This window comes from Nonomuraea sp. NPDC003709 (assembly GCF_040610775.1).
Classification (GTDB): domain Bacteria; phylum Actinomycetota; class Actinomycetes; order Streptosporangiales; family Streptosporangiaceae; genus Nonomuraea; species Nonomuraea angiospora_A.
The window spans coordinates 214,302-239,037 of record NZ_JBEXMW010000023.1 but is presented as its reverse complement, the minus strand read 5'-3'; the positions used below and the strand labels follow the sequence as shown (position 1 = coordinate 239,037).

Genomic DNA, 24,736 nt, shown 5'->3' with positions numbered 1-24,736 from the left:
CGCGCGAAGATCGAGGACGACTCGGCGGCGCCTGTCTATGTGCAGACGGTGCGTGGGTTCGGGTACCGGTTCGGGCCGGTGTGAAGCGGCCGGTGGCAGCTTGGCCGGACCTGGGGCTGCGTGCCCGGTTGTTGTTCGCGTTCGCGTTGCTGTGTGTGGTCACTGCGACGGCGGTGGCCGGCGGGATGTACGTTCAGGCCCGCAACGACATCCTGCAACGGGCCCAGGATGCCGCGGTGCAGGCGATGAGGAGCCGTCTGGAGGCGGTCTTCCCACTGCGGAGTGCGGCGCCGGACGCGGGAGAGCTCGGCGAGATCGCCGGAGCCGTGGCGAACGGGGAGAACGACACGGTCGCCGTCTACCACGAGACGCGCTCACCGGCCGGCCCCGGTCGGCCATGCCTGCCTTTCGGCAGGCCATGCCGGCAGGGTCTGGATCCCGGGATGATTCCCCAAGGGCTGCGGCGGGAGGTGGCCGACGGCAATATCGCGTGGCAACGTGTGGTGTGGCAGGACGGGCCCCAGCTGATCATCGGCGCGCCGTTGCTGATCGCCGAGCGGGGCCAGAAGACGCGGGGGTCCGGCATCGAGGTCTACACCGTGCACAGCCTGGCTCCCGAACAGCGCAGCATCGACCGGCTCGCCGCGTCCGCCTGGCTCATCGGCGTGGCCGCCCTGGCGTTCGCGGTCGTCCTGGCATCGCTGGCCACCCGCGGCGTGCTACGCCCGGTACGCGAACTCGGCCACGCGGCACGCCTGCTGGGCCAAGGCGAACTACGGACCAGAATCACCGTCCACGGCTCCGACGAACTGGCCGAAGTCGCACACACCTTCAACAACACCGCCGCCGAACTCGAACGACACGTCAAACAACTACGCGAAATGGAGGCCGACGCCCGCCGATTCGTCGCCGACGTCTCCCACGAACTACGCACCCCGCTGGCCGCACTCACCGCCGTCGCCGACATCCTGGACGAGGAAGCCGCCCGGCTGCCCGAGCCCGCCGGCAGAGCCGCCCGGCTGGTCAGCCAGGAAACCCTCAACCTCACCGCCCTGGTCAACGACCTCATCGAGATCAGCCGATTCGACTCCGGCGTCGCCGCCCTCGCACTGAACGAGGTCGACGTGACCGAACTCGTCTCCGCCACCCTGCGCGTCCGAGGCTGGACCGAACAGGTCCACACCGACCTCCCACCCGCCGTGACCACCCGACTGGACCCACGCCGCATCGACGTCATCCTCGCCAACCTGGTCGGCAACGCCCTACGCCACGGCCAACCACCCGTGACGCTACACCTGACCGCCGACCCGCACTGGATCACCTTCCAGGTCCGCGACCACGGACCCGGACTGGACCAGGCGGTGCTGCCACACGTGTTCGACCGCTTCTACAAGGCCAGCGCCGCCCGGACCAGATCCGAAGGCAGCGGCCTCGGCCTGGCCATCGCACGGGAGAACGCCCGCCTGCACCAAGGCGACATCACCGTCACCAACGCCCCGGACGGCGGCGCCCTGTTCACCCTGCGCCTGCCACGCCGGGCGGACGCTCCCGACGGGGGCCCCGAATGACGGCCAGGCCCACCCGCCACCTGCTCGCCGCGGCCCTGCTGACGCTCGCGGCCGGCTGCGGCGTGCAACCCAGCGACGCCATCCCCGCCGGCGACCCGCCCAGCGGACCCATCGCACCACCCCTGAAGGTCACCCTCTACCTGGTCAAGAACGGCCGGCTCAGCACGGTGACGCGACCCGGCTACCGACTGTCCCCAGCCGACACGCTCGCGCTGCTGGCAGCCGGACCCACCCCGGGAGAACGAACCCGGGGGCTCACCACCGACGTCCCACCCGAAGCCGGCCCGTTCTCGATGGCCGCCGAACCCGGCGGCCACCTGGTGGTGACCCTGTCCACCCCGCCCGGCCAACTGCCCGCACTGGCCATCGACCAGATCGTGTGCACGGCCGCCGCCCTGGCACCGGAAATCCCTGCCGGCCAGGTCACCGTCGTCGGCGCCGGGCAGGACAGCGGCCCCCGGAGCTGCCCGAGGCAACGCTAGCGACCAGTCCACCAGCGGTCTTGGTCAGATCGTCCCATTCAGCGCATACGCACCACGTCGCCGAGCCTGACCCTGGCGCCCGTCCGCAGCACCGCCCGCTGGTACACCTTGGCGCCGAAGGCCAGCGCCGCGAGCACCGCCGCCACCATCGCCGCCGTGGAGAGCCCCGCCTGCCACAGCGGCACCTCGGTCGCGGCCATCCGCACCGGCATGACGATCGAGGAGAACGGCGGCACGTACGACATGACCGTGGCCAGCGTGCCCGTGGGATCGAGGGTGGCGTAGAAGGCCACGAAGTAGCTCACCATGATCACCATGATGACCGGCGTCAGCACGCTGTTGACCTCCTCCAGGCGCGAGACCAGCGAAGCGAACGCCCCCGCCAGCGTGGCGAAGAAGGCGTACCCGAGGACGAACCACACCACCACCCCGGCCACCAGCCCCGGCATGCCGGGCGGGAAGTCGCCGGCGATACCCGAAGCCATGGAGGCGGCCAGGCCGACCGTCAGGATCGTGACCAGGTTGATCAGGCCGACCGCGCCCAGCCCGACGATCTTGCCACCGAACAGCTGCCACGGCCGCAGCGTGGAGAGCAGGATCTCCACGATCCTGCTGCCCTTCTCCTCCACCACGCCCATGGCCACCATCCCGACCTGGCCGATGAGCATCATGAAGAGCACGATCACGAGCACCACGGCGAGCCCGGTGCGCGCGGCCTGATAGCGGGTGTCGGCGCCCACGGACTCCATCTTCAGCGGCGGGATCGACACGCCTGCGGCCCCGAGCTTCGCCTCCCGGTTGACGCTCTGCAGGAGCACGCCGAGCTGGTCGTCGATCTCCCCGTCCGTGAGCACCTTGGTGCCGTTGACCAGCACCGCGTCCACGTCCTTTGCGAGCACGGCCTGCTTGGCGGCGGCCTCGTCGGAGAACGCGCGCCAGGTGAACTCCGAGTCCGGGGCGGCGGCCTCCAGCGGCAGCCGCTGGGAGTTGACGGTGCCGAGGGTGTAGGAATTAGGCCCGTCGAGCAGCTTCGGCGCGAAGGAGACGGCCGCCACCAGCACGGCCGTGATGATCAGGCCGGTGACGAACGCCTTCGTACGGAGCTGCGTCACGATCTCCCTGCGGGCGACCAGCATCAACTCGTTCACGCCACGGCCTCCTTGAAGATCTCGGTGAGGGTCGGGCGCTCGTGGCCGAAGTGTTCGACGTGCCCGGCCTTGATGGCGCGGCGCAGGATCTCCTGGTCGTCGCCGTTCGTCGTACGCAGAATGTGCCGGTCGCCGGACACGGTGACCGTGCCGGGCAGGCCGTCCGCCCAGCCGGGGGACGGATCGCGGACGACCACCCGCAGCGTGTCGTCCTCGGCCGAGCGCAGGTCGGCCACCGTGCCCGTGGCCACCATCCGCCCGGCGGACACGATGCCGACCGAGTCGCACAGCCGCTCGACCAGCTCCAGCTGGTGGCTGGAGAAGATCACCGGCACTCCGCCCCTGCACCGCTCCTGCAGAGCGGTGGCCAGCGCGTCCACCGCGATCGGGTCGAGTCCGGAGAACGGCTCGTCCAGCACCAGGACCTCGATGTCGTGCACCAGCGCCACGGCGAGCTGCACGCGCTGCTGGTTGCCCAGCGAGAGCGCCTGCACCGGGTCGTTCCTGCGCTCGGCCACGCCCAACCGCTCCATGAGGTCCTCGGTGGCCTTCTTGGCAGTGGCGGCGCTCATCCCGTGCAGGCGGCCGAAGTATTCGATCTGCTCGGCGACCCGCATCTTCTGGTAGAGGCCGCGCTCTTCCGGCATGTAGCCGAAGCGGCGCCGGTCGTCGTAGCCGAGCGAGCGGCCCTGCCAGCTCACCGAGCCGGAGTCGGCCTGGAGCACACCCATCACGATGCGCATGGTCGTCGTCTTGCCCGCGCCGTTCGCGCCGACGAACCCGAACATCTCCCCCGGCCGTACGGCGAAACTGATCCCGTCCAGGGCGAGCTTGCCGTCGGGAGCGTCGGGGCCGCCCGCGAAGCGCTTGTGTAACTCGCTGATCTCGAGCATCAGGTGCTCTCCTTCATCATGGGTGCCGTCAAGAACCGTGCGATGAGCCGCCGTGATGCGTCATGTCAGCCGCCCCCGCTCGCCGCCGCCGCCCTGGCCTGCTCGACGCTCTTGCGCAATGCGGTCGCGATCGGCTCGACGGGCGCGGACAGCTGCTGGATCCGGTCCCGGCGCAGACGCGTCTCCCGCCAGGAGGGAACCACCGTCTTGAGCCGGGCCGCCGTGGCCAGCGCCGCCAGGACGCGGACATCCTCATCCAGGAGCCCGACCGGCTGCCCGCCGCGAATGGCCTGGCCGACGCGCTCGGCCAGCCTGCGTGACAGGTACGCCTTGCGCGGCGTGATCCGCTCGACCGGGAACAGCAGGATCCGGCGCCGCTCCACGTTGATCATCCGGGCGGCCGCCAGCTCGTCGCGTACCAAGCGGACCGCCTTGCCGTTGTGCTTCTGCACCCACCGCCGCCACGAGCGGGGCGGCGAGTTCGAGATCTGCTCCCAGACCACGGCCCGCAGGGAACCCAGCTCGGCGGCCGGGGCGGTGAGAGCTCGCGCCTTGCCCGACTCGTCCGCCAGGTTGCCCGCCAGCAGCAGCTCGGCGAGGGTGGCCGCGCGCAGCAGGTAGCCCAGGTCTCCCCGCTGGGTCAGCTTCTCCTTCCGCAGGTCGAAGGCCAGTAGGAAGGCCGATCGGGTCAGTGACTCACTCTGCTTCACTTGCGTCTCCATCCGCCTGCTCCCCTTCTTCTTCCTGATCTGTGTCGTCCTCCGGCGCCTTCCTCGGCCGTCCGCGTGGGCGCATCCGCCCCACGCTGTCGGGCAGGCGACCGGCCTCCGAGAGGGCCCTGCGCAACAGGAACTCGATCTGCGAGTTCGTGCTACGCAGGTCGTCGGCGGCCCACTTCGCCAGCGCGTCGTGGACCACCGGGTCGAGCCGCAGCAGGATCTTCTTCCGCTCCACGGCGATTACTGGTAGAGCGTGCCGGTGTTGACCACCGGCTGGGTGTCACGGTCGCCGACCAGCACCACCATGAGATTGGCCGTCTCGACCATGCCGACGATCCGCTGCCGGGTCGCCACCACTGTGCCGGCCTGCTGGCGGCGGAGCATCGCGTGGGCGATCTCCGGCGCGTACGCCAGGTGGATGACGCGCGACTCGATGACCTTCACCCCGGCCGAGGCCACCCTGGCGCCGATCTCCGCGGACAGCCGCTCGTTGATCTCGTCGGCGTTGTCCCGCAGCGACAGCCGCGGCTCGCCGTGCGCGTCGTACGGATAGCTGCCCGCGATGTGCCGCACCGCCGTCGCCGCCTGGATGGCCACGAACTCCACGAAGTCATCCACCCCGAACACCGCCTGCGCCGTGTCCTGCACCTGCCAGACCACCACGGTCGCGTCGTTGACCTTCGTCACGTCCGTCGCGCCGGCGCACGGTGATCGGGTCGACCCGCTGGAAGCCGGAGGCGCGCGGGGTGCCGACGTACCGGCCGAGCAGCTGCACCACCCTGGCCTCCCCCGGCGCCACCGCGGTGAGGCCGACGGACATGAAAAGCCCGAGCAGGATCATCAGGCTGCTCGCGATGACCACCCACATGCCGCCCTGCCCGGCCCCCGCGGCGAGCAGGACGATCCCCACGACGAGCAGCGCGATCCCGGCCAGGTCCAGCCCCGTCGCCACCCCCAGCAGCACGAACCCGTTGGCCACCCGCACCGGGTGCTCGCTCGTGCGCGGTGCGGGCATGTCCACGACGGCGGTCTCAAGTGCGGCCTCGCCCGATGCGTTGGCCATCGTCCGCCCCTTCTATGTGACTTCACCTTGCTAGCAAAGTGATATCACTTTTTGGGCGACTGTGGAAGGCCCGGCCTGAGCTTCTCCCCTCCGCGCCTGTCAGAGCGACTTGACGAGTGCGGCGGCGAATGCCGGGGCATCGGCGATGAAGCCGATGTGGCCGCCGGGAAGTTCGGCCACGTCGCGGCCCAGACGCATGCCCAGCGCCACGGTCGCCTCGTAACAGGGGTGTCCGCGTGATTCGCGGCCGACCGCGGGAGTGACACGACCGGCGTGCGCCGCGAGCGAGGCAAGGTCGAGAGGGGCCGGCGGGTACTGGCGTAGCTCGTGCTCGAACCAGTAGGCGGCGTTGGCGTCGTTTCTCGGGGCGTTGGCCATGTACCGGTGGTCATAGGGGGCGAATGTGCGTTCCCGGAACAGCGTCATCGCGGGCTCGGGGCCGGAGCGCCGATGGAGGTCGTAGACCTCGGAGAAGAACCGCACCCAGGTGTCGCCGTCGGAGAGCAGCCGTGTCACGGGCGGTTCGTACGGGATGAGAGTGCGGATCGCGGAGGGGTGGCGGGCGAGGAGTTCCAGTCCGACCACGGCTCCGGAACTGGCGCCGAAGACGATCGCCGGCCCGGCGCCGAGGTGCTCGATCAGACGGCGAGCGTCGTCGGCGTCGGTTTCCAGGCGGCGGTCGTAGTCCTGCGAGCCTTCGAGGAGGCTGCGGGAGAAGCCGCGGCGGTCGTAGACGGCGACGGTGAAGTGGGCGGTCAGGTGCTGGGTGACGGCTCGATATACGTCCGCCACGCCGGGGGCGCCTGTGATCAGGAGGAAGAGAGGGCCCCTCCCGTGGGTCTCGTAGTAGAGACGGGCTCCTGGGACTTCGAGCGTGCTCACGTGTCCAGCGCTCCTCACCTGTTCGCGGTGTTGCGGAATTTTGCGATACAGAGTGTATGTATATAGTACGGCATGTTCCAGGTCGAGACAGAGAGACAGTCGCATCCCCGACGGCGTCCTGGCCCGACTCGCCGCGCTCACCAGAATCCGACCCTCACCGAATCCCGAAAGGACTGCCGATGCCGACCGCCGAAGCCCGCGTCGCAACCGAACGCGCCGGCCGATACCTCGTCCAGCTATGCCGCCACGCCACCCAGATGGGCCACGGCTTCCCCGCTCACCCCGGCCGCGACCGGCACATGGGCAGCGAGAGGCCGAAGAACGTCCAGGCCGAGTGGTCGGAGACCAGCGGGACCATCACCGTCGACGGGGGATCCTGCGTCCTGGAGGCCACTCCCGAGGCCCTGACATTACGGATCGAGGCCGAGGACGAGGACGGGCTGCAGCGCCTCCAGGCCCTCCTCACCAGGAACATCACGCGGATGGGCAGAAGGGACGGCCTGGCCGTGGACTGGAACCGTACGGACGCGAACGCCGCAACGGCGCCCGCCGTGGCGGAGGCCACGCCTCGTCGAGGCCGGCACACGGTGCTCGGCCTTACGGTGGCCGCCGTCCTGGCGATCGGCGTGCACGTGGGCCTGGCCGCGGGCATTCTGGCGCTTCCGCATTGGGCTGGCCTGGGCGCGGACGTCGTCCTGGTGGCCCTCCTGGTGAAGGCGGCCCTGGTGGCGACCCACGTCTGGCGCCGCCGCCGCCCGTCCGCCAAAGCCCGCTGAGACCGAGCGGGCGTCCGGCTCAGCGGGCTCGCAACCCGGACAAAGTGAGTGCGACGAGCCGCTGGACAGCGGCTTTGGACGGAAGTGCGCCGGCCGCCTGAAGCGCGTGGAGGCAGAACGTGGCCAGCTCGTCCACCGCCACGTCGTCACGTATGACGCCGGCCCGCGCGGCATCGGCCAGCGCATCGCGGAACATGGCGTGCAGCTGCTGCCGGGCGTGGCCGGCGTCGTGCGATCGGTGCAGGAGAGTGACGAGGTCGGAGCTGAAACCGTGCCCTGCCATCTGCTGATGGATGAGCGCGTACGTCTCCAGCATGGCCTCGAGCCGCTGCCCGGCATCGCTCTCACGCTCCCCCGCCCGTACGAGGTGCTCCAGATGCCCGGCGACCTGTCGGTTGTGCCAGGCCACCAGAATCGTCTCGACGTCGGGGAAGTACTTGTAGAGCGTGGCCCGGCCGATGCCGGTCTTCTCGGCGATCTGCGACATCGTCACCGCCAGCAGCCCCCGCTCGCCCACCAGCTCCACTGTGGCATCCAGGATCGCGTCATGCACGGTACGGCGGTGCGCCTCGATCGTCTCGTTCCACAGTTTGGGCACCCAGCCAGTGTACGAGGCGACGCAGGGGCCATCTGAGGTGTCGCCGCGGGCGGCCCGGTCCGGAAGGCCGAGCGTGGTCAGCACGCGCGACCCCCGAACTGTCACCGCAGGAGCCGCGCTTCGAAAGGTGCGAGAGTGACCGCACCGGGCAGCCGGTCTCGCTCGCCGACGGTCGAATGCGATGACCAGAGCGTGCTCCTGGACCCGGGAAACGCGACCGTCTGGTCGCGGTCGGAAAGGTTCACCGCCACGACGAGTGAGTTCTCGCCGTCGCCACGGAGGTAGGCGAGATGGTCCGGGTCGGCGGAGAGCACGGTGATGCCGCCCTGACGCAGCGCGGCCAGCTCTCGCCGGAGCTTCAGGAGTTCCCGGACGCGGGAGAGGAGCGAGCGGGGGTCGAGCTCCTGGCTCTCGACGCTGAACTGCCCCGCCCACGCGGGTATGGGCAGCCACGGCTCGACGTCGTCGGGCGTGAATCCGGCGTGCGACGGCGTCGCCTCCCAGGGCATGGGCATCCGCTGGGGGTCCCGGCCGAGTCCGAGGCCGGGCGCGCGGAGTTCGGCGCAGTCGCGGGCGCGCCCGGCGTCGACCGGGGCGTCGGGCAGGCCGAGTTCGTCGCCGTAGTAGAGCGTCGGCGTCCCCTTGAGCGTGAGCAGCAGGGCCAGCGCGCCGGGGACGCGTTCCGTCCCGATGCGGCTGCCGAGCCGGGACCTGTCGTGGTTGCTCAGCACCCAGTTGGGGTGCGAGCCGGGCGGGAGCGCGGCGTAGTAGCGCTGGATGAGTTTCGCCAGGTCGAGGCCGTTCCAGGGGGCGTCGATGAGGGAGAAGTTCATCGCGATGTCCAGCCCCCGCGTGCCGAGGGCGGCGACGCGTTCGAGCTTGAGGTGGAGCTCGCCCATCAGCATCCGGTCGTCGTACTCGTCGATGACCGTGTGCATCTGCGCGAGCAGGCCCGGGAGCTCGGGTTGGTCGGCGGTGTACTTCTGGATCTGCCGGACCGTCGTGTGGGCGCCCGCGCCGCCGATCTCGAACGACTCGCCGCCGTCATCCATCATCGGGTTGTCGCGCAGTCGCGCGTCCTTGATGAGCCGCCACACCGCGTCCACGCGGAACCCGTCGACCCCGCGGTCCAGCCAGAACCGCATGACCTCGAACATCGCCTCCCGGACGGCCGGGTTGCGCCAGTTCAGGCTCGGCTGCTCGGGCAGGTGCGCGTGGTAGTAGTACTGCCCGGTCGGCTCGTGGAAGGTCCAGGCGGGGCCGCCGAAGGCGGAGGCCCAGTTGTTGGGCGGGCTGCCGTCCGGCTTCGGATCGTGCCAGAGGTACCAGTCCCGGTGCGTGCTGTCTCGGCTCGACAGCGCGTCGCGGAACCAGGGATGTTCGCTGGAGGTGTGCTGGGGCACGTAGTCGAGGACGACACGCAGCCCTCGATCGTGCGCCCCTCGAACGACGCGATCGAAGGTGGCCAGATCGCCGAACACCGTCCCGACCTCCGTGTGACCGGACACGTCGTAGCCGAAGTCCAGCAGCGGCGACGCATAGATCGGGCTCAGCCACACCGCGGTCACGCCGAGTGCCGCGATGTGGTCGAGGCGCCGCTCCACACCCCGCAGATCGCCGAATCCGTCCGCGTCGCCGTCCTGGAACGACGGCACGTACACCTGGTAGAAGGCGCCCTCGCGCCACCACCGTCCGTTCTGGGCGTTCATCCTTTGACTGCTCCCGCGGTGAGGCCGGACACGATCTTTCTCTGGAAGACCAGAACCAGGAGAACGAGCGGGATCGAGATGATCACGGACGCGGCGCTGATCGTGCCGAGCGGTTGCTCGTACTCGCTCGCGCCCGTGAAGAACGCGATGGCGACGGGGACGGTGCGGGCCTCGGGGCTGTACGTCAGCGTGGCCGCGAGCAGGAACTCGTTCCAGGCGAAGATGAACGCGAGGATCCCCACGGTGGCTATACCGGGCGCGGCAAGCGGGAGGATGACCTTGTAGTACGCCTGGAACGGGGACGTGCCGTCGATGTACGCCGCCTCCTCGAGCTCCACGGGGATCTCTTTGAAGAAGGACACGAGGGTGTAGATCGACAACGGCAGGGTGAACGTCAGATAGGGGATGATCAGCCCGACCAGCGTGTTGTAGAGCCCGAGATCGTTCCACAGGGAGAACATCGGCGCGGCGATCGCGATGCCCGGGAAGGTCGTCACGGACAGCACGATGCTCAGGATGAGGAACTTGCCACGCATCCTGAGCCGCGCGAGAGGATACGCGGCGAACGACGCGACGGCGAGCGCGAGCAGGGTGGTCGTCGTCGCCACGATGACGGAGTTGACCAGCGCGCCCACGAACTGGCTGTCGCCGAGCACCGCCAGGTAATTCTCGAAAGTGGGGCGCGGAGGGGTGAGGCTCGCCGTCGAGAGGTCGGGCCCGGCCTTCAACGACGTGTTGACCAGCCAGTAGACCGGCACGATCGAGAAGACCATGACGACGGCCATGGCACACCAGACCAGCGGGTTGTGCTCCGGGCCGCGCCGCCGGGCCCTTCGCCGTGGCGACGGCTGCCGGCCGGTGGCGGTGCTGCTCATCGCGAACCTCCCTTGACGACCGATCGGATGTTGCCGCCGGCGAAGCGGATGTAGAGGAAGGACACGAACATGACGATGGCGAACGTGAGGATCGACACCGCGGATCCTTCGCCGATCAGCTGATTGCCGCGCAAGGTCTGGTAGGCCAGGACGGACATCGTCTCCGTGCCGTAGGCGCCACGCGTCAGCACGAACGGCAGGTCGAAAACGCGCAGAGCGTCGAGCGTACGGAAGATCATCGCCAGCGCGATCGCGGGCCACAGCAGGGGCAGCGTGATGCTCCAGAAGTGCCGCAAAGCGCCGGCGCCGTCGATCTGCGAGGCCTCCCGCAGGTCGGCGGGGATGACCTGGAGCCCGGCGAGCACCAGGAGCGCGACGAAGGGCGCCGTCTTCCAGACGTCCGCCAGGATCACCACCGTCATCGCGTATCCGCTCTGCCCCAGCCAGACCACGCCGGCGTCGGTGAGGCCGAGGGAGCTGAGCATCGTGGAGACGAGACCCAGATCCGGGTCGAAGATGGTCCGCCACGTGATGGCGGACACGACCGTCAGGATCGCGTACGGGAGCAGCACGATGCTGCGCAGCAGCGTCCTGAACCGGAAGGCGATGTTCAGCAGGAGCGCCAGGCCGATCCCGATGACCAGCTCGAGCGGGACCGAGATCGCGGTGAACAGGAAGGTGTTGCGCACGGCTTCCCACCACGCGCGCGAGGTGAGCTGCTCGGCGTAATTGCCCAGGCCGACGAATCGCGAGAGCCCAGGGGTGATGACGCTGTACTGGTGCAGCGAGAGCCAGATCGCGTAGAGCACGGGATAGCCGGCGACGCCGGCCATGAGGATGAGGGCGGGCGCCACCATACGCGCCGCGAGGCGCCTCTCGGTGGAGTCCGAGAGGTGCCTCGAGGATCGGAAGAACCGCATCGCTATCAGAACGTCTTCAGGGCGGTGCCGACCTTGTCCGCCATCTGCGAGGCCCCTGCCTGCGGAGTCAGCTCTCCGGAGAGCACCTTCCCCACGGTCTGGTAGATCGCCTGCGAGATCTGCGGATAGACGGGCGACACCGGCCGCGCCTTCGCGCTCGTCAGCGCCTTCAGCAGCTCCTGCGAGAACGGCAGCGCCTTCTTGACCGGCTCGGACGCGTAGGCCGCCGCGACGGCGGGGGCGAGCGCGTTCTTGACCGCGATCTGCTCCTGCCAGCTGTCGCTGGTCATGAAGTCGATCAGCGCGAGGGCGCCCGCCTGGTTCTTGGAGAACGTGCTGACGGCGACGTTGCTGCCGCCGAGCACGCCGACGCCGTTGCCCGGCGTCTTCCACCCGGGAAGCGGCGTCACGGCGAACTTGCCGGCGATGGCCGACTTCTGGCCGGCCGCGTAGGCGTAGGGGTAATTGCGCATGGTCGCGCCGGCGCCGGACTCGAACGCGAGGCGGGTGGCGTCCTCGTCGTACGTCAGCACCGCCTTCGGCGCGGCGCCCTTGTTGATGCCGTTCTGCATGAACGTGAGGACTTCGGCCGTCTGCGGCGAATTGACGGCCACCTCGCCCTTGTCGTTCAGCACCTCGCCGCCCGCGCTGTACAACAACTCGAGAAAGCTCACAGTGAGCGACTCACTTTGTGAGGCCTGGTAGAGGAATCCCTTCTTGGAGTCCGCCTCGCCATATGAGTAGAGCTGCTGCCAGGTCTGCGGGGCCTGCGTCTTGTCGGTGCGGTAGTAGAGCAGACCGGTGTTCGAATAGAACGGGACACCCCAGTATTTGTCCTTGTAGAGCAGGGTGCCGGCCGTGGACGGAATGAGTTTGTCCAGCTTGGACGAGATGACTTTGCTCATGTCCGCGAGCCAGCCCTGGGCGGCCAGCTGCGCCGTCCAGACCACATCGAGGCGGACGACGTCACACTGCGTCGACTTCGTCTGCATTCGCTGCGTAATCTGCTGCAGCTGGTCGTCGGCCGACGCTCCCAGCTCTACATAATTGGCCACCGTCCCCGGGTTCGCCTTGTTGAAGGCCTCCATCGTGGCCTTCCAGACGCCCGACGAGTCCGTGGGCCCGCAGACCGTGACATTTCCCTTCGCGGACTTGGCCAGCGCCGGATCCAGAGCCGTACTGGTGGAGGCCGACTGCTGGGAGTCGGAACACGCGGTGAGCGCTACGGCCAGTGCTGAGCCCGCTCCGATTACCGTGACGGCACGGAGCAGACGTCGTTCACGTGTCAACATCATTGCCGCTTTCTCTGATTACTTCTGGGCTATGTCGTCGTAGCGCCACGAATCGAGCAGGCCCGGGGAGTTTGCTGTTGAAGGGGATTCTCGCTAGAATCCGAATAATCCTATTTGTAGGATGAATGGAGTAGATCACATGATCGAACCTCGTGTCAAGGTGACCAGGAGGAACCTGTCGGCCTCGATCGCCGACGACCTGCTGTTCAAGATCAAGAGTGGCCAGTTTCCACCGGGCTCGAAGGTGCCGGGCGAGAAGGAGCTGATGGAGGCTTACGGGGTAGGCCGCAACACCGTCCGGGAGGCGGTCCAATCGCTTGTGACCATGGGTTACCTCGACGTGCGCCCACGCGTCGGAGCGCGGGTGACCTCCGTCCCGATCGAAGAGGCGGTCGAGGCGGCGGCGATCTCCGCATTACTGGAAGGGCAGGCCGTTGGGGACATCTACGAGCTGCGGCGCGTGCTGGAGACCGCGATCGCCGAGCGGGCCGCGACCGAGGCGAGTCCCGCCGACCTCGAAGCGATCGGCGTCGCCCTCGACGACTACGAACGCGCACACCGGGACGGGCAGGGCGCCTACCGCGCCGACGTCGCCTTCCACGCGGCGCTGGCGGTCGCGAGCCACAACGTGGCGTTCCGCAACGTGCTCGAGGGTGTGGGGGATCTTCTTCTGAACGCGCGCCAGCTGACCGATCGTCTGCCTGGCGCGATCTCACTTGCGCTGAAGGAGCACACGGAGATCTTGCGAGCGGTCGAGCAGCGTGACCCCGACAAGGCGCGTCACGCGATGAAGGTGCACATGGACACTTCCGTAGAGGCGTGGAAACGCGCCCAGCGACTCTTCGTCGAGAGCTGATCGGCGAGTGAGCGATCACAAGAAGCCGGACGGGGACCGACTCCCGCCCGGCCGGAAAAACCTTCGAGTAGCCGTCGCCAACCCCCTTCACGAGGAGTCCTACCAGCTCATCCTGGAACGCGAACCGCGCGTGACCCTGCTGTTCGATCCCTCATTGCTGCCGCCCGCCCGGCACCAGGCGGACTTCTCCGGCGATCCCGGGTTTCGGCGGACTCCGGAGCAGCAGCGAAGATTCGAAGCCCTCCTCGATTCCGCCGACGCGCTGCTGGGGATCCCCGACGTCGATCCTGCGGCGCTGGCCCGTACGGTGCAGTCGAATCCGCGCCTGAAGTGGGTGCACACGACCTCCGCCGGCGGCGGCCAGCAGGTCGGGAAGGCCGGGCTGAGCCCGTCGCACTTCCAGAGGGTCACGTTCACCACTTCGGCGGGCGTGCATGGATCGCCGCTGTCCGAGTTCGTGGTGCTGGGCGTCCTCTGCGGTGCCAAGGATCTTCCCCGCCTGCTGCGGCAGAAGGGCCGGCGCCAGTGGGGCGAGCGGTGGATGTCGCGGCAGATCTCCCGGCAGAAGGTGCTGATCCTCGGCTTCGGGGGGATCGGCAGGGCCGTCGCCCGCTCTCTCTCCGCGCTCGGCATGAGCGTCACGGCGACCTCACGCCACGCCGACGCCAAACACCTGGACGTCGACAGGTTCGTGAGCATCGACGAACTCGACGACTTCGTCGGCGAGATGGACGTGATCGTGTCCGCGCTGCCGGGCACCGACCTGACGCGACGGATCGTGGGCGAACGGCTGCTCGCGCGGGTCAAACGCGGTGTCACGTTCGTGAACGTGGGCCGCGGCAACGTGGTCGACGAACCGGCTCTGATCGCGGCGCTGGAGGACGGGCGGATCGGTTTCGCGGCCCTCGACGTGTTCGAGGTCGAGCCGTTGCCCGCCGCGAGCCCGCTCTGGGGAATGCCCAACGTCCTGATCAGTCCGCACACCGCGGCCCTCGCGGTCGACGAGGAGGCGGCCGTCGTGGAGCTGTTCGCCGACAACGCCACCCGGCTGCTGGACGGGCACGAGCTGGTGAACGTCGTCGACACGGTCGAGTTCTACTGATGCCGCGGGTCGATATCGGCCGATCAGACCGAGGAGGGGGATTTCCGCTGCGACCACTTGTTGTAGTGATGGGCGTGTCCGGGGCCGGAAAGACCACCGTCGGCCGCTTACTCGCCGAGCGGCTGCGAGTGCCTTTCCTCGACGGCGACGACCTCCATCCGCGGGCCAATGTGGCCAAGATGGCTTCGGGCGTCCCGCTCACGGACGACGACCGTTTCCCGTGGCTCGTCACGGTCGGAGGCGCTCTCGCCGGCTTACGAGCAGAAGGGGCGGTCGTCGCGTGCTCGGCGCTCAAACGAAAATATCGGGAGACCATTCTCGCCGAGGCGCCGAGTGCGGTGTTCGTCGAGCTCCACGCCCCGCCGGACCTCATCGCCCGTCGCGTCGAGGCACGCACCGGGCATTTCATGCCGGGGGCGCTGTTCGACTCGCAAATGAAAACCCTCGAGCCGTTGGAGGCGGACGAACCGGGGTTCCGCGTGGACTGCACTCATGAGCCGGACCGCGTGGTCGCGAACCTCGTGGAAGAGATTTTGCCGCGCGACTCCCGCGTCCCGCCCTGCTGAGCGCCAGGTAGCGGATGAGCGTTCGGCGTAGACGGTGCTCGTCGAAGTACTTGTATTCGGTACCCAGGTACGGGTTTACCGTCGAGGCATGACACGAGAGGCCATAACCCTGGACCAGCAGTGGGTTCCGTCGGCGTGCACGCTGCCCACCGCCGAGCAGCCGCTTCGCGTGGCCGAGTTCGACGCGTTGTTCGCTGAGGCTGTGCAGGCGGTCCGGCGGCCGGACCGTACCCGGCTGCTCCTTGATCTGGTCTTCGCTCCGGACAACGCCGGCCGAGCCTCGCAGCTGGCCGCTCGCGAAAGCGGCTGCTGCTCGTTCTTCTCCTTCACCCTCACCATCGCGGAGGGCGTCATGGGTCTGGAGGTACGGGTGCCCGAGCAGCACCTGAAGGTCCTGGACGCCCTGCAGGCGCGGGCCGCAGCGGCGGCCGGCCTGACATGACATCCGGTTCGAACCCCTATGGCAACCGCTCCAAGATCACCGCGACGCAGCCGGCCGAATCCATCCATCTGCGCACCGGGCAAGTAGCCGAGCTCGCCGGGGTCAACATCCAGACGCTGCGCTACTACGAGCGCCGGGGCTTGATCGCCAAGCCGGACCGGAGCCCCGGCGGGCATCGCGCCTACCCGCCCGAGACGGTCACCTTGCTGGGTGTCATCAAAGCCGCCCAGCGGCTCGGCTTCACCCTGGAGGAGGTGGCTGAGCTGCTCGAGACGGGACGGCGCAGCCATACCAGCCCTGACCTGCAAGAGCGGGCGAAGGCCAAGATGACCGAGATAGATCGCAAGATCGCCGACCTGACCACCATCCGGGACACGCTCGGGCAGGTGATCGCCGCCCGCTGCACCAGTCTGATGCACTGCACCTGCCCTGACTGCCCGCTGCCCTATGCCGAGCTCACTGAAAGGAATGCCGATGCCGCCGAGCCTCACCCGGCCCGGTGGTCCTCACGTGAGTACGGGCGCCGCGGAGGAGTGCCGGTCAGCCAGGCGGCGGCCGAATCGCTGCAGTGGGCGCTCGATGAACCGGTGGCTCAGCCAGCTGGCCGGGAGGAGCACACCGAGGAAGAGCACGCCGATGCCGATCTGCAGGGGCAGGGGTGACCAGCGCATCTCCCCCGCCAGTTGCATGACGACGAGCAGGATCGGCAGGTGCACCAGATAGAGGGAGTAGCTGATCGTCCCGAGCCAGGTGAGGAAGACGGGCACGCGGCGCGTGCGCCAGACCATGGCAGCGGCGAAGGTGGCGCCCGCCAGGACGATGGTCAAGCTCCACACATCAGGCTGAACCCACCACCATCCCGCGTTGATCGCCCACAGAGGCGTCGCCGTCACCAGGACGGCGGCGACGGCCACCGGCCACAGCCGGCCGTCGCCGCGCTCCCACCGATGAATCGCCGTACCGGCGAACATGACCGCGAGGATCGCGGCGGCGAACCACGGGACGCGGCTGCTCACCAGGACCAGAGCCAGCGCCATGACGCCCAGCGCACAGGATCCAACCGTGATCGCGCGTCCGGAGATCACACCCGCCAGACCGATGACGAACACGGCGAACGACAGCCAGGCCAGCCACCCGCCCGACAGCGACGCACCGGACAGAGTCAGCCCGGTGACGGCGCAGATCAGCCCGAACAGGACCGGGAGCAGAGCGTGGCGGTCACGCACGCCCGTCACGAACAGCGCGGCTACCAGCAGGTAGAAGACCATCTCGTACGACAACGTCCACATGGTGTTCAGCACGCCGGCCACGCCGATCGCGTCCATCAGCATCGTCGCGTGCGCGGCCACCGACGCGGCCTCCCTGGGCACCTCGTCGCGTACGGGAATCCACCACGACAGGGCCAGCACCACGGCGATGACCGCGAGGTAGAGCGGGTAGAGGCGGAAGAGGCGACCGATCCAGAAGGCGCGCACGCCGCCCTGCCGCTCCAGCGATGCCGGGATGATGTACCCGCTGACCAGGAAAAAGACCAAGACGCCGTACACGCCCAGATTGAACGAGGTGGGGCGCAGCCAGGGCATGGCCCAGGTCGTCAGGTGCTCTCCCACGACCGCGAGCGCCCCGACGCCACGCAACGCGTCCAGCCACGCCAGTCGGGTAGGCGCAGTATGCGCGGCTTGAGGAGTTTTCGGAGGGGCCGTCACCATATGCCAAACGTATCGGAGCGATGATCCAACGCCACATCGCGCCGTCAAGGCCGGCGTCAGGAACTGTCGGAGCGGCCGGGTAGCCTGCGTCGGTGTTCATGGGCAAGAAGCAGCGAGAGCCGTTCCCGGCAGCAGCGAAGACGCTGCTCAGGATACGGGTGCTCAACCAGCTTGGCTCCTATGCCCTGGCCTTTCTCGCGGTGCTCACCGGCCCTGAGCTCGCACCCGCCGCGCTGGCGAGCTTCGGGATCGCCGCCTTGATCTCACGCTGGATGGGGGCCTTCCTCCTGGACCGCATGCCGCCCCGGACGGTCCTCGGCCTGGGCCTCGGCCTGACCGGCCTGTCCTTGCTGGCCCTCGCCGCCGCCCGGACCCCGCCGCACATGCTGGGAGCGGTCGTCCTCGTGGGTCTGGCGTTCGAGCTGTACGAGCCCGCCACCCAGGAGCTCATCGCCCGCGTCGCCACCGGAGCACGGCGGCAGCAGGTGTACGCCCTGCTCGGAGTCTGCCTGTCGGCGGCAGGGGCGATGGCCGGCCTGCTCGCCGCCGTCCTGCTGCCTCTGGGCGTGCGGTGGCTGGTGATCACGGATGCGGTCACGTGCCTGGTTGCCGCCGGAGTCGCCCTGCGCTTCCTCCCGCGCGGCGAGGAACGGGCCGTCGCGCCGAAACGGCGCTGGCGGCCTCCTGCCCCCTTGCTCCGGCTGACCCTCGCCAGCACCGCCTTCGCGGTGGGCTGTCTGGCCGTGATGATGTTCATCCCGTTGGCCCTGCTCGAACGCGGCGCCCCTGCCTGGGCACCCGGGCTCACCCTCGCCGGCGCGGCGGTGCTCAGCCCGCTCGCGCTGTGGGCAGGCGGGCGGCGACTGGCACGCCTGGGTCACGGGATCGTGCTCGGTGGCGGCGCCGTGCTGCTCGGCCTGCTCGCCCTGACCATGGCACTCACCGAACAGCCGGGGCTGACCGCGGCGGCCTACCTCGCGTCCACGGCCGCCAACGGACTGCTGCTCGGACGCTGGCAGACCCTCGTCGCCGACTCCGCATCCGAGCCCGAACGGCCGCGCTGGTTCGCCTTCCAGGGATCGTCCTGGGGTGTCGCCCAACCCGTCGTCCCAGGCCTGGCGGCGATGTTCGGCTCATTAGCGGACGCCCCGGGTGCGGGCGCGTTCTGGACCGCGGCTCTGGCCTTCCTGGTGGTGCCCCTCACCCTCAGCTACTCCTGACCCAGCGCCGCCCGCACGCCCGGCTCGATCGCCGCGCGGAAGGCCGCGTCCAGTTCGGCGGGCGTAGCGGTGCTCTCGCCGTCCACCCACGCCCGCATCAGCCCCATGAACGCGCCGACCGCGCACACCACCATCAGGTCCAGCGAGGCCGACGCCCGCGCGCCCGCGGCCACGAGCTCGTTCCTGACCGCGGCCGAGAGCAGTTGCTCGCCGCGCGCGTACACCTGGCCGCCGCCCCGCCGCCCCAGGAGCGCACGCACGAGCCGCCGCTGCTCCCGCACGTGCTCGAACATCGGCAGGCTGAACGCGAAAAGCTCCCCCGATCGGGCAGCCGGTACGGGATGCAGGAACGCGAGCTCGTCGAGGTTGCTGAACAGCACGTCCTGCTTGTCCGTGAAGTGCGAGTAGAACGTGGACCGGCCCACGTCCGCGCGCTCGATGATGTCGGTGACGGTCACCGCGTCATACCCCTTCTCCAGGATCAGCGCCACCAGCGCCTCCTGGACGATCCGCCGGGTACGCCGCACCCGTCTGTCTCCGGACACTTCCCCACCCTCTGTTCGGTACCGCACAACACGGCCGATCTGCTCGTTGCCCCCTCACCATTATGAACGCATCATTCATAACTGAACATCTTGTTCATCATTGGGAGGCAATGCCATGGGTCTGGGAAAGCTCCTGCACACCCACGAAGAGCACGCCGACGCCGGCGGCACCATCGACCACCCGCGCGCCTACGAGACCCTCGTCTCGATCGGATTCCTGGGCGGCCGCCGCGCCGCCTTCACCCGCGTGGCGGCAGCCGCCAGGCCACGAGCAGGCGATCGCGTCCTGGACGTCGGCTGCGGCACCGGCTATCTCAGCCGGATCCTCGCCCCGGTCGTCACGCCCAGCGGCCACGTCACCGGCGTGGACCCCTCCCCCGCGATGATCGGCTACGCCACCCGGCACGCTTCGGCCAACTGCACCTATGTGGAAGGCGAGGGCCAGGACCTGCCGTTCCCCGACGGCTCGTTCGACCTGGTGGTCTCCAGCTTCGCCGTCCACCACATCCCCGCCGGTGCCCGGCCCGAGGCGCTGCGCCAGATGTTCCGCGTGCTGCGGCCCGGCGGCCGCCTGCTCATCGCCGAATTCCGCCCACCTGCCAACCCCCTGGCCAGACACCTCATCGGCGCCCTCAGCGGCCCCGCCATGCGGCACGACCCTCGTGACCTTCTCGGCACCATGATCCCCGACGCCGGTTTCCAGGTGGAATCAGAAGGCCGCCTGCCGTACCTCCTCTACTACGTCCGCGCCACACGGCCATAGAACGGGCTCAGCGGCGTGCTGACCACGGGGAGGGCGACCGAGAGGCACCCGGAAAGACCGGGCGTGCGGAGCGGCGGGCTCGTTAGGGTCTGCGGTATGGCTCAGCACTGGTTCGATCCCGACCGGTCCGGCTCCACCGGCTGGGACCTGGCGGCTGTCGCGCTGTGCGTCCTGGTGTTCTGGCTGCCGATCGACAGTGGTGGCCGCGCCGCCTGGGTCCACGCCGGGCTGATCGCGCTGCTGGTCGTCGGCATGCTGCTGCGCGGGCGGCGGCCGTTCGTCGCGCTGGGCGTCGTCGGCGCCGTCACCCTGGCGGGTGCCGCGTTCGGGATGACGCTGGACCCGTTCGTCGCCTCGGCGTGGGTGCTCTACCGAGTCGCCCTCAGGTACGGCACTGCCAGGTCCCTCAACACCGTGGTGGCGGCGACGGGGGTGACCATCGCGGCGGTGGCGTTCCTGGGGACCGCCGACGCGGGGAGCGCCGTGCGTTACACGATGCTGAGCCTGTTCGCGCTGGCCTCGGCCTGGGTGCTGGGCGCCACGACGCGCCGCGCGGCGCTGGAGGCCGAGCACGCGATGCTGGCCGAGCGGCGTGGGGCCGTGACGGCGGAGCGGCTGCGCGTGGTGCGGGAGGTTCACGACGTCGTCTCCCACTCGCTCGGCACGATCGCCGTCACCGCCGGGGTCGCGGCCCGCGCGGACGACCTGGGGCGCATGCGCGCCAGGCTCGGCCAGATCGAGCAGGTGAGCAGGCAGGCGATGGACGAACTGCGGACGACCCTCGGCGCCGTCCGTGAGAGCGACGAGCCCGCCGAACGCCGTCCGCCGCCGGGGATCGGCGATCTGGCCGAGCTGGCGGACCGGATGCGGGAGGGCGGCGTTCCGGTGACGTTGACGGTGACGGATGCCGAGGGGGTTCCGGCGGGAGCCGGGCTGGCGGCGTACCGGATCGTCCAGGAGGGGCTGACGAACGTCGCCCGCCACGCCCCGGGCGCGCGCTGCACGGTCACCGTGAGCGGCGTGGACGGCGAGTTACGCGTCGCGGTCGTCGACGACGGCGGCGGCACGTTCGCCGGGCGGGGTGAGCCCGGGTTCGGGCTGGTCGGGCTGCGGGAACGGGTCGAGCTGCTCGGCGGCGCCTTCACCTCGGGGCAGCGGCAGGGGGCCGGGTTCGAGCTGCGCGCCGTGATCCCGATGCCGGAGGTGGCGCGTGACTGAGCCGATCAGGGTGCTGGTCGCCGAGGACCAGGATCTGCTGCGGGCTTCGCTCGTGGAGCTCGTCGACTCCGACCCCGCGCTGACGGCGGCGGGCGAGGCGCGTGACGGCCGGGAGGCGGTCGCGGCCGCCGCACGGCTGCGCCCCCATGTGGTGCTGATGGACATCCGGATGCCGGTCATGGACGGCCTGGAGGCGACGCGAGCCATCTGCGCGGCCCGCCCGGAGGTCAAGGTCGTCATCCTGACGACGTTCGACCTGGACGAGTACGTCTTCGAGGCCCTGCGCGCCGGCGCCGGCGGCTTCCTGCTGAAGAACGCCGGCACCGACGAGATCCTCAGGGCGGTCCACACCGTTCACCACGGCAACGCGATGCTCGCCCCCGAGGTGACCAGGCGGCTGATCGCCGACTACGCCCGCCCTCGCCCGGGCGCGGCCCGCCTGGCCGGGCTGACCGAGCGCGAGCGCGACGTCGCGGCCGCCGTCGTCCAGGGGATGTCCAACGAGGAGATCGCCGCCGCCCTGTTCCTCAGCCGGGCCACCGTCAAGACGTACCTGAGCAGGCTCTTCCTCAAGCTCGGCGTGCGCGACCGCACCCAGCTCGTCATCCTGGCCTACGAGTCCGGCTTCGTGGACGGCCTACGGTAGCTGTCAACCTTTGGCCGATGCGGCCGTCCGGCCCCGGCTGGAACGCTGCAGTCCATGATCGAAGTTGTCGGCCTCACCAAACGTCATGGCGCCCAAGTCGCCATCAGCGACGTCTCCTTCGCCGTCGCGCCCGGGCGGGTGACCGGGTTCCTCGGCCCGAACGGCGCGGGGAAGTCCTCCACGCTGCGCATCCTGCTCGGCCTCGACCGCGCCGACGCGGGCACCGCAATGATCGGCGGCCTGCCGTACCGCAAGCTGCGCGACCCGCTGCGCACGGTCGGCTCGCTGCTGGAGGGCAGCGGCGCGCACCGCTCCCGTACCGCGCGCGCCCACCTGTCCTGGGTGGCGCGCAGCAACGGCATCCCCAAGCACCGGGTGGCGCGGGCGCTGGCGGAGGTCGGGCTCGAGCACGTCGCGGGCAAGCGGGTCGGCACGTTCTCGCTGGGCATGGGGCAGCGGCTCGGGCTGGCGGCGGCGCTGCTCGGCGAACCCACGGCGCTGGTGCTCGACGAGCCGGTCAACGGCCTCGACCCCGACGGGATCCGCTGGATGCGGCGGCTGCTGAAGGAGTACGCCAAGGGCGGCGGCACGGTGCTGATCTCCAGCCACCTGATGAGCGAGATGGCCGAGGTCGCCGACGACCTCATCGTGATCAGCGCGGGGCGGATCGTCGCCTCCGGGCCGCTCGCCGAGGTCATCGCCGGGCACGCCTCGCTGGAGGAGGCGTTCTTCGCCCTGACGGATCCCGCGCACCGCTCCGGCGACGCCGAGAGCAGGTCGTGACCGTGCTGAACGCCATCGCCGCCGAGCTCAGGAAGCTCGTCCTGCTGCCTGCCGCACTGGTCGCGAGCGTGGCCGGCACCGGGCTGACGCTCATGTTCACCGCCATGTCCATGGCGAGCAGGCGCGGCAGGCTGGACGGCGGGATGCCGGAGGACGGCCGTACGCTCGACCTCGTCCTGGAGATGGCGGCCTTCGGCGTCATCAGCGTGATCGTGCTCGGGGTCGTCATCATCAGCAGCGAGTACACCTCCACCACCAAGGACGCGGGCGGCGGCAGGCAGATCGCGGTCACCCTCACCGCCACCCCTGACCGCGGTGTCCTGCTGGCGGCGAAGGCGATCGTGCTCGCCCTCGTCAGCGCCGCCCTCGCGATCGTCACGATCGGCGCCGGCATCCTGATCTCGCTGGCCCTGCTCGGCGGGCATGCCGGCTCGCCCGGCGCGGTGCTGGCGGCACTCGGCTGGCGGCCGCTCGGGGCCGTCGTCTACTGGGTTCTCACCGCGCTGATCGCCTTCGCCGTCACGGTCATGACCCGCGCCGGCGTCGTGCCGATGGTCGTGTTCATCGTCAACACCTCGGTCGTGTCGGTCTCCTTCCTGCTGAGCAAGGTCACCTCGCTGGCGAAGTACCTTCCGGACGTGGCCGGCGCGCAGATGTTCGTCAGGAACTACCCGGCCGAGGTCAGATTCGAGCCGGCGACCGGCGGCCTGGTCATGGCGGCGTGGGCGGCCGTGCTGCTCGCCGTGGCCGCGGGCGTGTTCGTCCGCAGGGACGCGTGACCCATGGGCCTGCGCAACACCGTCGCCGCCGAAGTGATCAAGCTCGTCACCCTCCCGGCCGCGCTCGCCGCGGTCTGCGCGACCGTCCTCGTCCCGGCCGGGCTCGCCGCCGTCATCGCCGCCGGGCCGCCGTCCGCGATGGCGTCGGCGTTCAGGAGCGTCGATTACGCCCAGGCCGGCCTGCTCGTGCTCGGCGTCCTGTCGGTCGCGTCCGAGTACGCCGGGAGCCAGATCCGTACGACCCTCACCGCCGTCCCGGGGCGGATGCCGCTCATGGCGGGCAAGCTCATCGCGTACCTGGTGGTCGCGTCCTGCACCGCCCTGCTCACGGTCACCGGCGCCGCGCTCGCCGCCCGCCTCACCGACGGCGCTGAGGTGGACGTCGCCGGCCTGCTGCGCGCCGCCGCCTATCTGGTGCTGATCGGCCTGCTCGGGGCGGTGGCGGCGACCTTGACCAGGGAGGTCGTCGCCGCGCTCGGCGCCGCGCTCGTGCTGGTCCTGATCCTGCCGCCGGTCCTGGGCCGCGTCACCACCCTGGCCGGCTACCTGCCGAGTGTGGCGGGGGCGCGGATCTACCTGCAAGGGCCGGGGCTGACGCCGGTGGAAGGCGGGCTGGTGCTGGGGGCGTGGCTGGTGGTCGGGCTGGCCGGCGCCGCGCTCGCCTTCGCCCAGCGGGACGCCTGAGGCGAGGAATCGGGCACCGGACAAGATCACGAGTTCGAGGCTGGTCCACCCCTCCGACAGGGGCCATGTGCTTCCGTGCGGGATCCATGCGGCGTCCATGCGCGCGGCTGCCACTGTGTTGCCAAATCCCATCTCAGAGATTGGCTGATGCGCCGATGAGGCCACGACTCAAAGGCATCTCCTGGGAGCGGGTCGGGGATGAGCTGCGGCTGGTCTATGACCCACGCGACCAGCTTGACCGCCTGCTCCGGCCAGTCGGCGGCCGGACCACCCGCGTCGAGCAACTCGGCGGCGGCCCGGTCGAAACCGCCATCGGCGAGCCGGTCCATGTCGCGAACGCAGTCCGGGCAGTCGTCTACGCCGCCCTCATGAACGTTTGGAATCCACGGTGCTTGCGCAGCGGCGTCCTCGGCCCGGCCTCGGCCCGGAGCCGGGCCATCACCGATCTGTGAAGCTCGGGCGTCCGCACCTCACCCATGCCCGCCGGCACGTCGGCGT

28 protein-coding genes and 2 pseudogenes are annotated in these 24,736 nt (G+C 69.7%); 17 read left to right on the top strand and 13 right to left on the bottom strand.

Annotation, left to right across the window (positions count from 1 at the left end):
- From ABZX61_RS49775 to ABZX61_RS49765, 3 genes are all read left to right on the top strand, one after another.
- On the top strand, positions 1 to 84 hold an 84-nt coding region (locus ABZX61_RS49775; protein WP_355199321.1), incomplete at its 5' end, for a helix-turn-helix domain-containing protein.
- An 8-nt stretch (positions 85 to 92) separates the two neighbouring features.
- The gene (locus ABZX61_RS49770) at positions 93 to 1,568 is read left to right on the top strand and encodes a HAMP domain-containing sensor histidine kinase (RefSeq protein ID WP_355206041.1); all 1,476 of its coding nucleotides are present in this window, start codon (positions 93 to 95) and stop codon (positions 1,566 to 1,568) included.
- Positions 1,565 to 2,050, top strand: coding sequence for a hypothetical protein (locus ABZX61_RS49765; protein WP_355206039.1), 486 nt, complete (start codon positions 1,565 to 1,567; stop codon positions 2,048 to 2,050). The genes ABZX61_RS49770 and ABZX61_RS49765 overlap by 4 nt, the downstream gene beginning before the upstream one ends.
- Positions 2,051 to 2,088: 38 nt before the next feature.
- Here ABZX61_RS49765 and ABZX61_RS49760 read toward each other — a convergent pair whose 3' ends face one another.
- From ABZX61_RS49760 to ABZX61_RS49735, 6 genes and pseudogenes are all read right to left on the bottom strand, one after another.
- Positions 2,089 to 3,198, bottom strand: a complete 1,110-nt coding sequence (locus ABZX61_RS49760; protein WP_355206036.1) for an ABC transporter permease — start codon at positions 3,196 to 3,198, stop codon at positions 2,089 to 2,091.
- Positions 3,195 to 4,091, bottom strand: a complete 897-nt coding sequence (locus tag ABZX61_RS49755) for an ATP-binding cassette domain-containing protein (RefSeq protein ID WP_355206034.1) — start codon at positions 4,089 to 4,091, stop codon at positions 3,195 to 3,197. The genes ABZX61_RS49760 and ABZX61_RS49755 overlap by 4 nt, the downstream gene beginning before the upstream one ends.
- 65 nt (positions 4,092 to 4,156) lie before the next feature.
- On the bottom strand, positions 4,157 to 4,801 hold the full coding sequence (locus tag ABZX61_RS49750; protein ID WP_355206032.1) for a GPP34 family phosphoprotein: 645 nt from the start codon (positions 4,799 to 4,801) through the stop codon (positions 4,157 to 4,159).
- On the bottom strand, positions 4,788 to 5,051 hold the full coding sequence (locus ABZX61_RS49745) for a hypothetical protein (RefSeq protein ID WP_355206067.1): 264 nt from the start codon (positions 5,049 to 5,051) through the stop codon (positions 4,788 to 4,790). Before ABZX61_RS49745 ends, ABZX61_RS49750 begins: the two co-directional genes overlap by 14 nt.
- Positions 5,051 to 5,873: pseudogene (locus ABZX61_RS49740) on the bottom strand (SPFH domain-containing protein). Before ABZX61_RS49740 ends, ABZX61_RS49745 begins: the two are co-directional and overlap by 1 nt.
- A 99-nt stretch (positions 5,874 to 5,972) precedes the next feature.
- A complete protein-coding gene (locus ABZX61_RS49735; RefSeq protein ID WP_355206029.1) occupies positions 5,973 to 6,755 on the bottom strand; it encodes an alpha/beta fold hydrolase in 783 nt (260 codons plus the stop codon).
- A gap of 179 nt (positions 6,756 to 6,934) precedes the next feature.
- Here ABZX61_RS49735 and ABZX61_RS49730 point away from each other — a divergent pair, with 179 nt between their 5' ends.
- The gene (locus ABZX61_RS49730) at positions 6,935 to 7,531 is read left to right on the top strand and encodes a DUF2218 domain-containing protein (protein ID WP_355206026.1); all 597 of its coding nucleotides are present in this window, start codon (positions 6,935 to 6,937) and stop codon (positions 7,529 to 7,531) included.
- A 19-nt stretch (positions 7,532 to 7,550) separates the two neighbouring features.
- On the opposite strand, the gene ABZX61_RS49725 is transcribed toward ABZX61_RS49730, so the two are convergent.
- The 5 genes from ABZX61_RS49725 to ABZX61_RS49705 all read right to left on the bottom strand — a co-directional run bounded on the left by ABZX61_RS49725 (position 7,551) and on the right by ABZX61_RS49705 (position 12,928).
- Positions 7,551 to 8,129, bottom strand: coding sequence for a TetR/AcrR family transcriptional regulator (locus tag ABZX61_RS49725; protein ID WP_355206023.1), 579 nt, complete (start codon positions 8,127 to 8,129; stop codon positions 7,551 to 7,553).
- Positions 8,130 to 8,230: 101 nt separating this feature from the next.
- Positions 8,231 to 9,838 carry an alpha-amylase family glycosyl hydrolase gene (locus tag ABZX61_RS49720; RefSeq protein ID WP_355206020.1) on the bottom strand — a complete coding sequence of 536 codons (1,608 nt, stop codon included), beginning with the start codon at positions 9,836 to 9,838 and terminating at the stop codon, positions 8,231 to 8,233.
- Positions 9,835 to 10,713, bottom strand: a complete 879-nt coding sequence (locus tag ABZX61_RS49715; RefSeq protein ID WP_355206017.1) for a carbohydrate ABC transporter permease — start codon at positions 10,711 to 10,713, stop codon at positions 9,835 to 9,837. The genes ABZX61_RS49720 and ABZX61_RS49715 overlap by 4 nt, the downstream gene beginning before the upstream one ends.
- On the bottom strand, positions 10,710 to 11,546 hold the full coding sequence (locus tag ABZX61_RS49710; RefSeq protein WP_355206014.1) for a sugar ABC transporter permease: 837 nt from the start codon (positions 11,544 to 11,546) through the stop codon (positions 10,710 to 10,712). Before ABZX61_RS49710 ends, ABZX61_RS49715 begins: the two co-directional genes overlap by 4 nt.
- A gap of 92 nt (positions 11,547 to 11,638) precedes the next feature.
- A complete protein-coding gene (locus ABZX61_RS49705) occupies positions 11,639 to 12,928 on the bottom strand; it encodes an ABC transporter substrate-binding protein (protein ID WP_355206012.1) in 1,290 nt (429 codons plus the stop codon).
- A 136-nt stretch (positions 12,929 to 13,064) separates the two neighbouring features.
- On the opposite strand from ABZX61_RS49705, the gene ABZX61_RS49700 reads away from it, so the two are divergent.
- The 5 genes and pseudogenes from ABZX61_RS49700 to ABZX61_RS49680 form a co-directional block, all read left to right on the top strand.
- A complete protein-coding gene (locus tag ABZX61_RS49700; RefSeq protein ID WP_355206008.1) occupies positions 13,065 to 13,781 on the top strand; it encodes a FadR/GntR family transcriptional regulator in 717 nt (238 codons plus the stop codon).
- A gap of 7 nt (positions 13,782 to 13,788) precedes the next feature.
- A complete protein-coding gene (locus ABZX61_RS49695) occupies positions 13,789 to 14,883 on the top strand; it encodes a D-2-hydroxyacid dehydrogenase (protein WP_355206005.1) in 1,095 nt (364 codons plus the stop codon).
- A gap of 68 nt (positions 14,884 to 14,951) precedes the next feature.
- A complete protein-coding gene (locus ABZX61_RS49690) occupies positions 14,952 to 15,449 on the top strand; it encodes a gluconokinase (RefSeq protein ID WP_355206002.1) in 498 nt (165 codons plus the stop codon).
- Between the two features lie 88 nt (positions 15,450 to 15,537).
- Positions 15,538 to 15,891 (top strand): hypothetical protein, encoded by a 354-nt coding sequence (locus ABZX61_RS49685; RefSeq protein ID WP_355205999.1) that lies wholly within the window; start codon positions 15,538 to 15,540, stop codon positions 15,889 to 15,891.
- A pseudogene (locus tag ABZX61_RS49680) lies at positions 15,888 to 16,265 on the top strand (MerR family transcriptional regulator); the annotation flags it as partial. The gene ABZX61_RS49685 and the pseudogene ABZX61_RS49680, both read left to right, overlap by 4 nt.
- A gap of 132 nt (positions 16,266 to 16,397) precedes the next feature.
- On the opposite strand, the gene ABZX61_RS49675 reads toward ABZX61_RS49680, so the two are convergent.
- Positions 16,398 to 17,528 (bottom strand): acyltransferase, encoded by a 1,131-nt coding sequence (locus ABZX61_RS49675; RefSeq protein WP_355205995.1) that lies wholly within the window; start codon positions 17,526 to 17,528, stop codon positions 16,398 to 16,400.
- Between the two features lie 170 nt (positions 17,529 to 17,698).
- Between ABZX61_RS49675 and ABZX61_RS49670 the strand changes: the two genes are divergently transcribed.
- Positions 17,699 to 18,820 (top strand): MFS transporter, encoded by a 1,122-nt coding sequence (locus ABZX61_RS49670; RefSeq protein WP_355206064.1) that lies wholly within the window; start codon positions 17,699 to 17,701, stop codon positions 18,818 to 18,820.
- Here ABZX61_RS49670 and ABZX61_RS49665 read toward each other — a convergent pair.
- Positions 18,811 to 19,365: a TetR/AcrR family transcriptional regulator gene (locus tag ABZX61_RS49665; protein ID WP_355205992.1), complete on the bottom strand. Its 555-nt coding sequence runs from the start codon at positions 19,363 to 19,365 to the stop codon at positions 18,811 to 18,813. The two genes, ABZX61_RS49670 and ABZX61_RS49665, sit on opposite strands and share 10 nt — an antisense overlap.
- Positions 19,366 to 19,480: 115 nt before the next feature.
- On the opposite strand from ABZX61_RS49665, the gene ABZX61_RS49660 reads away from it, so the two are divergent.
- The 7 genes from ABZX61_RS49660 (at position 19,481) to ABZX61_RS49630 (ending at position 24,690) form a co-directional block, all read left to right on the top strand.
- A complete protein-coding gene (locus ABZX61_RS49660; RefSeq protein ID WP_350737055.1) occupies positions 19,481 to 20,128 on the top strand; it encodes a class I SAM-dependent methyltransferase in 648 nt (215 codons plus the stop codon).
- A 96-nt stretch (positions 20,129 to 20,224) separates the two neighbouring features.
- Positions 20,225 to 21,346 carry a histidine kinase gene (locus tag ABZX61_RS49655; RefSeq protein ID WP_355205989.1) on the top strand — a complete coding sequence of 374 codons (1,122 nt, stop codon included), beginning with the start codon at positions 20,225 to 20,227 and terminating at the stop codon, positions 21,344 to 21,346.
- Positions 21,339 to 21,992: a response regulator transcription factor gene (locus tag ABZX61_RS49650; protein WP_355205986.1), complete on the top strand. Its 654-nt coding sequence runs from the start codon at positions 21,339 to 21,341 to the stop codon at positions 21,990 to 21,992. The genes ABZX61_RS49655 and ABZX61_RS49650 overlap by 8 nt, the downstream gene beginning before the upstream one ends.
- Before the next feature lie 54 nt (positions 21,993 to 22,046).
- A complete protein-coding gene (locus ABZX61_RS49645) occupies positions 22,047 to 22,775 on the top strand; it encodes an ATP-binding cassette domain-containing protein (RefSeq protein ID WP_355205983.1) in 729 nt (242 codons plus the stop codon).
- The gene (locus tag ABZX61_RS49640; protein ID WP_355205980.1) at positions 22,772 to 23,554 is read left to right on the top strand and encodes an ABC transporter permease; all 783 of its coding nucleotides are present in this window, start codon (positions 22,772 to 22,774) and stop codon (positions 23,552 to 23,554) included. Before ABZX61_RS49645 ends, ABZX61_RS49640 begins: the two co-directional genes overlap by 4 nt.
- Positions 23,555 to 23,557: 3 nt before the next feature.
- Positions 23,558 to 24,238, top strand: a complete 681-nt coding sequence (locus ABZX61_RS49635) for an ABC transporter permease (RefSeq protein ID WP_355205977.1) — start codon at positions 23,558 to 23,560, stop codon at positions 24,236 to 24,238.
- 155 nt (positions 24,239 to 24,393) lie between these two features.
- On the top strand, positions 24,394 to 24,690 hold the full coding sequence (locus ABZX61_RS49630; protein WP_355205974.1) for a hypothetical protein: 297 nt from the start codon (positions 24,394 to 24,396) through the stop codon (positions 24,688 to 24,690).
- Positions 24,691 to 24,736: the final 46 nt, after the last annotated feature.